At 64.0% G+C, this 10,111-nt stretch carries 9 protein-coding genes; 3 read left to right on the top strand and 6 right to left on the bottom strand.

From position 1 onward, the window contains the following. Together hcp and eno are read left to right on the top strand one after the other, a co-directional pair. Nucleotides 1-1,511: hydroxylamine reductase (hcp, locus tag Q0629_RS00390; RefSeq protein ID WP_298777538.1), on the top strand; the 1,511-nt coding region annotated here is incomplete at its 5' end. Between the two features lie 105 nt (nucleotides 1,512-1,616). Beyond that, entirely contained in the window at nucleotides 1,617-2,912 is a 1,296-nt protein-coding gene (gene eno / locus Q0629_RS00385; RefSeq protein ID WP_298777536.1) for a phosphopyruvate hydratase, read from the top strand. 193 nt (nucleotides 2,913-3,105) lie between these two features. Here eno and Q0629_RS00380 read toward each other — a convergent pair whose 3' ends face one another. Genes Q0629_RS00380 through Q0629_RS00355 form a run of 6 tightly spaced genes read right to left on the bottom strand, consistent with a single transcriptional unit; the run spans nucleotide 3,106 to nucleotide 8,998 of the window. Continuing rightward, entirely contained in the window at nucleotides 3,106-4,563 is a 1,458-nt protein-coding gene (locus Q0629_RS00380) for a sodium:solute symporter family protein (protein ID WP_298777535.1), read from the bottom strand. Between the two features lie 3 nt (nucleotides 4,564-4,566). After that, nucleotides 4,567-4,776 (bottom strand): hypothetical protein, encoded by a 210-nt coding sequence (locus Q0629_RS00375; protein WP_298777534.1) that lies wholly within the window; start codon nucleotides 4,774-4,776, stop codon nucleotides 4,567-4,569. Nucleotides 4,777-4,778: 2 nt separating this feature from the next. Continuing rightward, nucleotides 4,779-6,062, bottom strand: a complete 1,284-nt coding sequence (locus tag Q0629_RS00370) for a dihydroorotase (RefSeq protein ID WP_298777532.1) — start codon at nucleotides 6,060-6,062, stop codon at nucleotides 4,779-4,781. After that, nucleotides 6,059-7,276 (bottom strand): hydantoinase/carbamoylase family amidase, encoded by a 1,218-nt coding sequence (locus Q0629_RS00365; RefSeq protein WP_298777530.1) that lies wholly within the window; start codon nucleotides 7,274-7,276, stop codon nucleotides 6,059-6,061. Before Q0629_RS00365 ends, Q0629_RS00370 begins: the two co-directional genes overlap by 4 nt. A gap of 19 nt (nucleotides 7,277-7,295) precedes the next feature. Then, complete coding sequence (locus Q0629_RS00360; RefSeq protein WP_298777528.1) at nucleotides 7,296-8,237, bottom strand: dihydroorotate dehydrogenase; 942 nt, start codon at nucleotides 8,235-8,237, stop codon at nucleotides 7,296-7,298. Nucleotides 8,238-8,251: 14 nt separating this feature from the next. After that, nucleotides 8,252-8,998, bottom strand: coding sequence for a dihydroorotate dehydrogenase electron transfer subunit (locus Q0629_RS00355; RefSeq protein ID WP_298777526.1), 747 nt, complete (start codon nucleotides 8,996-8,998; stop codon nucleotides 8,252-8,254). A 404-nt stretch (nucleotides 8,999-9,402) separates the two neighbouring features. On the opposite strand from Q0629_RS00355, the gene Q0629_RS00350 reads away from it, so the two are divergent. Beyond that, nucleotides 9,403-10,111, top strand: a 709-nt coding sequence (locus tag Q0629_RS00350) for an ABC transporter permease (protein ID WP_298777524.1), incomplete at its 3' end; no start/stop codon positions are given.

Here is a 10,111-nt window from a genome sequence, read left to right as displayed (position 1 = left end):
CGAAGGGACTCGCGGCGGTCGCGCATCGCCTGCGCGGCGAGGGGCAGGCGGTTGACGCGAGCGTCGCGCACCGCATCACGCTCAACCTCTTCATCACGATCACAAACGCGAACTTCGACCGGGACGCGATCGTCTCCCGAATCGAGGAGACGCTGAGGTTGAAGGAGGAGCTTTTGGCGCGCGTCAAGGATGCGTCGGGGCTGCCTGAAGCGGCCTCCTGGAAGGGGGAGAAGGATGAATTCGAGGCGAAGGCGGCGAAGGTGGGCGTCCTGGCAACATCGGACGAGGACGTTCGCAGCCTTCGCGAGCTGATCGTCTATGGGCTGAAGGGCCTTGCGGCCTATTCCAAGCACGCGAACGCCCTGCTGCAGGACGACGAGGCCGTGGACGCCTTCATCCAGCACGCGCTGGCGAGCACGCTGAACGACGCCCTGACGGTGGACGACCTGGTCGCCCTGACGCTGGAGACGGGCAAGCACGGCGTGGAGGGCATGGCGCTCCTGGACCGGGCGAACACGGGAGCCTACGGAAATCCGGAGATCACGAAGGTCGAGATCGGCGTCAGGAAGAACCCGGGCATCCTGATCTCCGGACACGACCTGAGGGACCTTGAGATGCTCCTGGAGCAGACGGCGGGGACGGGCGTGGACGTCTACACGCACAGCGAGATGCTGCCTGCGCACTACTACCCGGCCTTCAAGAAGTACCCTCACTTCGCCGGCAACTACGGAAACGCATGGTGGAAACAGAAAGAGGAATTTGCGAGCTTCCACGGCCCCATCCTGATGACGACGAACTGCGTCGTCCCTCCGGCGGAGAGCTACAAGGACCGACTGTGGACGACGGGGGCGGCGGGCTTCCCCGGATGCAGGCACATCGACGGCGCCTACGGCGAGGTGAAGGACTTCTCCGCGATCATCGCGCAGGCCAAAACGTGCCCTGCGCCGGAGGAGATCGAGCGGGGCAGCATCGTGGGCGGCTTCGCACACGAGCAGGTGTTCGCGCTGGCCGATAAGGTGGTGGACGCGGTGAAGTCCGGCGCCATCAGGAAGTTCGTGGTCATGGCCGGCTGCGACGGGCGGATGAAGTCGCGGGAGTACTACACGGAGTTCGCCGACAAGCTGCCGAAGGACGTGGTGATTTTGACGGCGGGCTGCGCGAAATACAGGTATAATAAACTGGACCTGGGGGACATCGGAGGCATACCGCGCGTGCTGGACGCCGGGCAGTGCAACGACTCCTACTCCTTGGCCCTCATCGCCCTGAAGCTGAAGGAGGTCTTCGGCCTGAAGGACGTCAACGAGCTGCCGCTGGCCTTCAACATCGCCTGGTACGAGCAGAAAGCCGTTATCGTCCTGCTGGCGCTCCTCTACTTGGGGGTCAAGAACATTCACCTTGGGCCGACGCTCCCCGCCTTCCTGTCCCCCAACGTGGCGGGCGTGCTGGTGAAGAACTTCGGCATCGCAGGGATCGGCACCGTGGACGAGGACCTGAAACTGCTGATCGCCTGACGACCGAAAGAAGGCCGCAGGGGCACGGGGCAGACTGCTGCCCACTGCCCTGCGGCCTTCCGGATTGCGGTACGGGGACAACAGTTTAAGGAGGCGCGTAGAACGATGTTGAAACATGCATCCATTGAGCAGGTAACGGGCAGGGAGATCCTGGATTCCCGCGGCAACCCCACCGTGGAGGCGGAGGTCGTGCTGTCGGACGGGACCGTCGGGAGGGGAATCGCCCCCAGCGGAGCCTCGACGGGAGAGTTCGAGGCGGTCGAGCTTCGGGACGGCGACGAAAAGCGCTTCGGCGGCAAGGGTGTGGCCAGGGCGGTGGCGAACGTCAACACGGTCATCAACGACGTCCTGAGGGGCCTGAACCCTCAGAACATCCACACCGTAGATTTCGCCATGCTGAAGGCGGATGGGACATCCAACAAATCCAGGCTGGGCGCCAACGCGATCCTCGCCGCGTCCATCGCCAGCGCCAGGGCCGCGGCGGAGTCCATGGGGGTGCCGCTGTTCCGCTTTCTGGGGGGCGTGAACGCGAGCCTCCTCCCCGTGCCGATGATGAACATCCTGAACGGGGGCGCCCATGCCGCCAACTCCCTCGACATCCAGGAGTTCATGGTCATGCCCGTCGGAGCACCATCCTTCCGCGAGGCGTACCGCTGGTGCTCCGAGGTGTTTCACTCCCTTCGAGGCATCCTGAAGGGGCGGGGCCGTGCGACGGGCGTAGGGGACGAGGGTGGTTTTGCGCCCGACCTGAAGGACGACGAGGATGCGATTCAGTCCATCCTTGAGGCCATCCGGAAGGCGGGCTATGAGCCGGGGCGCGATTTCGTCCTGGCCATGGACGCCGCGTCCAGCGAGTGGAAGAGCGAGAAGGGCGTCGGCTTCTACCATCAGCCGAAGTCCGGCCTGGACCTCACCTCCGATGAGCTGATCGCCCACTGGGAGGCTCTGGTCGATCGGTATCCGATCTGGTCCATCGAGGATGGGCTGGACGAGGAGGACTGGGACGGCTGGAAAAAGATGACCCGACAGCTCGGCGGGAAGGTGCAGCTCGTCGGTGACGACCTCTTCGTCACGAACACGGAACGCCTGTCCAGGGGGATCGAGATGGGCTGCGGAAACTCCATCCTGATCAAGCTGAACCAGATCGGGTCCGTGTCCGAAACGCTGGATGCCGTCCGCATGGCCCACAGGGCGGGGTACACCGCCGTCGTCTCCCACCGATCGGGCGAGACGGCGGACACGACGATCGCGGACCTCGCCGTCGCCCTGAACACGGGCCAGATCAAATCGGGGGCCCCATCAAGGGGAGAGCGCACCGCCAAGTACAACCAGCTCCTGCGCATCGAGGAGGCGCTGGGGAACGCGGCCGTCTATCCAGGCGTCCACGCGTTCAATCGCTGAAGGGCGCCGGGCCGGCTGAGCGACGAAACCGCCCAGCACAGAGAGCAAAAAACAACGAAGCATCACGATGAGGGGGGAGTTGGAATGATCTGCCGCGGCAGGTCCGCCGCCTCCCTCACTCGGGAGCAAGGTACGAGCCGGGGCCGTCGATGGATTTCGACGGCCCCGGTTTGAATCAAGCCCACAGCTCCCGTCAGCGCACTTCGGCGGTCGGCGCCTCCCCTTCTTTCCCCAGAAGGGAGATCACGACCGTCAGGATGATGTTGATGAAGAAACCCCACATGAACCCCGGCCACCCCAGCGGGGAAACGCCCAGGATGCGCGTGCCGAACAGGATGGCGATCCCTGCCGTCAGCCCCACGGAGGCCCCCAGCCGAGAGCACCTCTTCCAGTACATCCCCAGCAGGAAGGGGGGCGCGAGCTGCGCAAGGCCCGTATAGGCCACGTCCTGGATGACCTGCACGAAGGTTGCGGGCGGCTTCAGCGCGATCAGGCCGCAGATCGCGGCGACCACGAACACGATGATCCGCGATATCCGCATGTTCTGCTCATTGGAGATCTGGCCCCTTCGGGTCAGCAGGATGAGGTCTTGAGAGACGAGCTGCGAGCTCACGAGGAGCATGGCGTTGATGGTGGAGATGCCGGCCGCGATGGCCGCCGCCATGATCAGCGCCGCAATAAACCAGTTGGAGTACTTCAGCATCAGGATCGGCAAGATGTTGTCCGCAGCGTGGACCTCGGAGGCGCTCACCAGGATGTGCCCTGCAAGTCCGATGAACAGCGTCGAAAAGCCGTAGATCAGGAGCTGCGAGATGGGAATGCTGATGGCGGACCGTGCCAGCGCCTCCTCGTCCCGCGCCATCAGGGACTTGTTCCAGACGTGAGGGCAGAGCCATATCCCGAACGGCAGGACGATGAACTGCATCACCCAGTACTTGTCCGTGTACAGCCCCTTCAGGCCGGGCCGCGACAGGAGCTCCGGGGCCGTCTGGCGAACCTGGGTGAACAGGTTGACGATGCCTCCCGATGGGACCAGGGCGACCCACGCCGCGAGGACGATGCCGGTCAGCAGGATGACGGCCTGTACGGCGTCCAGCAGCACGACGCCGCCCGCCCCTCCGATCAGGACGTAGAGCAGGGAGAAAATCACGCTGACCAGGATCGCCGCGTTGTAGCTGATGGCCCCGCTGCTCACCACGCTCATGGCGCGCGCGTTGCCCACGTACTGCATCGCAAGGAAGATCATGGTCATCAGCACGGAAACGCAGGCCGCCATAACCTTCAGATACCTGCTCTGAAAGCGGTCCTCCAGGTAGTCCCCAAGGGACATGTAGCCGCGCTCGTTGGCCAGCAGTCGAATCTTGTTCCCGAAGTACACCACCATCAGCGCCACCCAGACCTGGCTCAGGACGAGGACGATGAAGGATATGCCGTGGGTGTAGTACATTCCGGGCGACCCCAGAAAGGCAAAGGTGCTCTGCATGGCCGCGATCATAGTGAGCGGCAGCAGGATGGAGTTCACCCCACGGTTCGCAAGAAAGAAGTCCAGCGCGGAGGCTTTCTTCTTGCGGCGCCCATGGATGACGGTGATGACCAGCATCGCCACCAGGTAGAGGACGATCACTCCGAGGCTCAACACTCCTGTGTTCATGCCTTATTTTCCCCCTTTCTTGCTGCTTCTCACGAAATCCCGACAGACCAGGAGGACAAAGGCCAGGTTCACGACCATGAGAGCCCACCAGTACGCCAAGGCCACGGGCAGCCACCCGAAGAGGTACCCCTGATCCCCCCAGGTCATCGACAGCGGCAGCGCCCCCAGCAGGAGCAGCACCAGAAAGACACAACCAAACAGCTTTTGCTTCATGTTTACCTCACGTCCTTTCCATCCGTATAGACCACCCTGCCGCCGCAGAGCGTGTACTTTACCCGACCGTAGAGCGTCATGCCCGTGAAGGGGGAGTTGGAGGATTTCGAGAAGAAGTGGCTCCCCACGGTCCACCTTTCCCGCTCGTCAAAGACCACCAGGTCCGCATCCCCGCCCTCCAGGAGGCTGCCGCAGGAGAGCCCGTAGAGCTCCGCAGGCTTTGCGGTCATCTTTTCCAGAAGCTCAAGCAGGGTGAGGTGCCCCTTTCGCACCAGGTTGGTGATCCCAAGCGCCAGCGCCGTTTCCAGGCCGATCATCCCGCTGGGGGCGTCCATGAGGTCCCTGGCCTTTTCCTCGGAGGCGTGCGGCGCGTGGTCCGTTGCGATGATGTCGATGACGCCCTCCTTCAGCCCGCGAATGAGCTGGTATCGGTCCTCCTCGGTCCGAATCGGGGGGTTGACCTTGGCCAGCGTTCCCTTTTCCAGGACGATCTCCTCGTTCAGGGAGAAGTGCTGCGGCGTGACCTCCGCCCAGACGTCCGCGCCCAGCTTCTTCATCAGGCGCAGGACCTCCACGGACACGCCGGAGCTCAGGTGCTGGATGTTGATCCTGGCCCCGGTGTGCAGGGCCAGAAGGCAGTCCCTGGCCATCAGCGTCTCCTCCGCGACGGCAGGGGCGCCGGGCACTCCGACCTCCCTGGATACCCTCCCCTGATTGATGCCGGGGCTTCCAATGAGGTCCGGGTCCTCCTCGTGCAGGCTGATGGGCACGCCGAGCTCCCGCGCCCGCTCCAGCGCCCTCATCATCAGCTTGACGTCCTTGATGGGCAGGCCGTCGTCCGTGAAGCCGATCGCCCCCGCGGCCTTCAAGGCGTCCATGTCCGTCAGCTCCTGCCCCTTCATGCCGCGGGTCACACAGGCCGTGTTCAGGACGTGGATGGGGAGGTCCGACTCGCGCCGCCTGAGGTCCTTCAGCGCCTCCGCGTCGTCCAACGGCGGCTTCGTGTTCGCCATGCAGATGACCGTCGTGTAGCCGCCCGCCGCGGCGGACGCCGCCCCCGTCGCAACGTCCTCCTTGTAGGTGAGCCCTGGGTCGCGAAAGTGTACGTGCGTGTCCACCAGGCCCGGCGCAACGATGCAGCCTTCGGCGTCGATGACCTCCGTGAACTCCCCGCCCCTCGCGTACTTCCCCATGCCGGCGATCCGACCGTCCCGGACGATGACGTCCAGAACCTCGTCCAGGCCGCTTTTGGGGTCGATAACCCTCCCGTTTTGAATCAGGATCATACCGCTTCTCCTTTCAGGTACTCGCAGATCACCGCTGCACCGTCACAGATGCTGGACAGCGAGGCAAACTCCTTCCTGTTGTGAGATACGCCGTGCCGGCAGGGAATAAAGACCATGCCGGTGTCGCACAGCGCGGCAAACAACATCGCGTCGTGTCCTGCGCCGCTCGGCATGTTCCTTGAGCTGATCTTAAGGCGTGATGCCGCTCGCTCCAGCCCCTGCTGAACGCGAGAGCTCATGGCGACGGGCGAAACGCTGCTGATCTTCATCTCCAGGCAGGCCGCACCGCGGCCTTTGGCGATGTCCTGCGCCCTCGAGCGAACGGCCTGCTCCATCCGGTCCAGGCTATCCTCCTCGATGCCGCGCAGGTCGATGCCCAGCGCCACCTCGCCAGGGATCACGTTCAGGACGTTTGGGCGGTTCTCCACCACGCCGACGGTCGCGACGGATTGATTCGCCGCCTCCTCGCGCCCGATCCGTTCCACGGCCAGGATGACCTCGGCTGCGGCGCACAGGGCGTCGTTTCTCAGGCCCATGGGGGTGGCGCCCGAGTGCTCCGCCATGCCGCGCAGGATGAACCGAAAACGCCGCGGCCCCGCTATGGTGCTGACGATGCCGACCTCCGTTCCCGTCTCCTCCAGCACCTTGCCCTGCTCGATGTGCAGCTCCAGGTACTCCTTTATCCCTGATATCTTCTTCGGGGAGAAGGACAGCCCCCGCTTTTGAAATATCTCGTCGAGTCGCTCGCCGTCCCGCGACCTCAGGCTCCCGACGTTCAAGGCGTACTTCTCCTGAGCGGCGATCAGGCCGGAGCCGATGGTGCAGAGCCCGAAGTTGCTGGACTCCTCGCACCGAAAGGCCGCGACCCTGATGGGGATTCGGACCTCCTCCTCCCGCAGCCGCCTGACGACCATCAGGCCGGCGATGACGCCCGCGACGCCGTCGTACCGCCCCCCATCGACGACGGAGTCCAGGTGAGAGCCCAGCAGGTAGTAGTCCCCCTCCTCCCCGTTGGACGCGAAGGTGTTGCCCACCTCGTCCGCGAAGACGCGGCACCCCAGTTCCCTGGCGAGGGCCTCGAAGCAGCGGTGCATCTCGTCCTCGACGGCCGAGTACCCAAGCCGCGTGACCCCTCCTTCCCTCGTGCTCCCCACGTCGTAAAAGGCCTCAAAGAGCTCTCCGCAGTACCTTATCTCCGAAACGCTGTGCTGCATGATTCCCTCCTGCCTCCGTTCAGGAAATCCCACGGCTCTGATGGGCAAGCCCCCGTATCTCGGAGAGTGCCCTGTAGCCGTGCTCCGCAAGGTAGCGGTCTATGCCGTCGATGACCTGGATCATGGCCGCGGGATTTCGGAAGTTTGCACTGCCGACCTGCACCATCGACGCCCCCGCGAGAACGTACTCGACCGCGTCCTGCCAGCGCGCAATCCCACCGCTTGCGATGATCGGAATGGCCGTTGCGGTGCTGGCCTGCCAGACCAGGAACAAGGTCTGGGGCTTCACGGCCGGCCCCGACATGCCGCCTGAAACGTTGCTCAGGACGGGGGAGCGCGTCTCGACGTCGATCAGCATGGCGCGCCACGTGTTGGCGATGGTGACGGCGTCCGCCCCCTCTTCCTCGCTGACCCTCGCGCTGACGCGGATGTCGGTCACGTTGGGGGCGAGCTTCACGAAGATCGGGAGCCGGGTCGCCTCCCGCGCCGCCTTCAGGGTCTCGCGAAGGACGTCCGGGGTGGAGGAGAAGGCCAACCCCGTGCCAATGTTGGGACAGGAGAGGTTGAGCTCCACCGCTGCAATGCGCGGATCGTTGGCGACAATCTCCAGGGCCTCGCGGTAGTGCTCCTTTCGATTGCCCGATATGCTGAGGACGACCGGAGCACCGATGCCTTCATAGCGCGGCAACTCCTGTGTCATGAAGGCCTCGATGCCGATGGAAGGGATGCCCACCGCGTTGATCATGCCGCCCGTCACCTCTGCGATGCGCGGCGGTGGGTTGCCCTGCCGCACGAGGCGATGAACGCTCTTGACCATGACCGCGCCGAGTTCGCTCATGGGGAAAAGGCCCGCGTTGTTCTCAAAACAATCCCAGGTTCCGGAGGCCGGCATGACCGGATTCTTAAAGGTGATGCCGCCGACCTTCACCGACAGATCCGTCCGATACTTGAGCTCCGACATCGTCGTCCCCCGTCTCACAGCACTTCGTCCACGTCGAAGACCGGACCGTCCTTGCACACCAGGGCGTACCCTCCCCCCGCCTCGGAGCGTCGCGTCCTGCAGGCGCACCCCTTGCAGGCTCCAAGGCCGCAGGCCATGTGCTCTTCGAGGGAGACGTAGGCGGGGAACCCGTACTTGAGGTGCAGCTCCTTCATGCCCAGACCGAGGCGACGGGAACCGCAGGAATAGGCGGCGTCAAATTTCAGGCTGCGGCAGTCCTCCGCCATCCGGTCCGTGACGTTGAGGGAGGGGGCCGTCGTCGTCGTCACCCTGGCCCCAAGGCGCTCAAACTGCGATCGGTTGAACAGGCCCTCCTCGCTCCTTGCGGAGAGGTAGACGTGCAGCTCCGTACCATGGGCTGCGTAGTCCTGCGCCAGCAAAAGGAGCGGCGCGATCCCCATGCCCCGACCGATGAGGGCGACCCGCGAGACACCTTCCCAAACGGGGAAACCCCGCCCCAGCGGGCCGAGGACCGCGACGCTGTCGCCCGGCCTCAGAGCGGCCATGAGGCTGGTTCCGCAACCCCTGACCTGATAGAGCAACGTCATGACCCCATTCTTTCTGTCCACCGAGTTGATGCTGAACGGACGCATCAGGAAGGGATCGTCGCCCTCCCAACACCGGACCATGACGAACTGCCCCGGGCGGGAGAGCCCGGCCATATCCTGCACATCGAGGTCGAGCGCGAAGGCCTCCGCGCCGACCCTCGCCTGTTGAAGCACACGGCATTTCAGATACATTGCTGTCTCCTGCCCGTTGCGGCTCCGTCTAAAAAACTCTTATCGACACCCGGCTCTACCCATTGGATTTACCTTATCATAGATGAGCGGGAAAAGACACTGCGAGTTTGCACCGAGGGTGCAGCCATGGGCAAGGCGCACTGCCGACAGGCTTCAAGGTCGACGGGCCTGCGGGCTGGTGAGCTGCGGAATGAGAAGCACTACGGCACCCCACGGCAGGGGGTTTATCGTTACAGCAGCGTATGGGATTTCAAAATCGAAGTGCTATCATAATTAAGTTGAGGGACGACGTTGAGAGGACAGGGCGTCCGCGCCCGCTGGGGCAGGCCCCCAAACGTGCGAGCCGACCTTTCCGAAAAATCTTCAAGTCAAGGAGATGGGACCGAATGTTCGCTCAAAGGCTCTGGGCTCTGACGAAAAAAGAGGCGCTTCAGATCGTGCGGGACCCCAGCAGCATCGTCATCGCGTTCGTGCTGCCGCTCACCCTGCTCTTTCTCTTTGGCTACGGGCTCTCCCTGGACGCCCGCGAAATCCGTCTTGGGATCGCGCTGGAGGCCGGCGGCCAGCCGGCGCGGGACCTGGCCCGACGGTTCGCCGCAAACCCTTACTTCAGCCCCAGCCTCGCCGCGTCACGGCAGGAGCTCCTGCCGGCTCTGGTTACGGGAGAGCTCAAGAGCGTCCTGATCGTCCCCCAGGGCACTTCCGCCGCCCTCTATTTCAATCAAAACCTGTTAAGTCAAAACCTGAATCAAAATTCGGGCCGAAAGGCCACCCTTCAGTTGCTGACGGACGGAAGCTACCCGAACTCCGGCGCCCTTGCGGAGAACTACACGCTGGCCACTATCCTCCAATGGGGAGGAGAACTGTCGCGCACGTCGCTGCCCATCGCCGTGGAGCCTCACTTCCGCTACAACGACGAGCTGGAGAGCCGGTACTCGCTCATTCCGGGCATCATGGCGGTGATCATGGCCCTGATCGGGACGATGCTCACGGCCCTGGTGGTGGCCCGCGAGTGGGAGCGCGGGACCATGGAGGCGCTGTTCTCCACGCCCGTCAGCGCGCTGGAGCTCCTGCTGGGCAAGCTGATCCCCTACT

The organism is uncultured Fretibacterium sp., from assembly GCF_938030725.1.
GTDB lineage: Bacteria > Synergistota > Synergistia > Synergistales > Aminobacteriaceae > Fretibacterium.
Note: the sequence above shows the minus strand (reverse complement) of the source record. Positions and strands in the feature narration are given on the sequence as shown.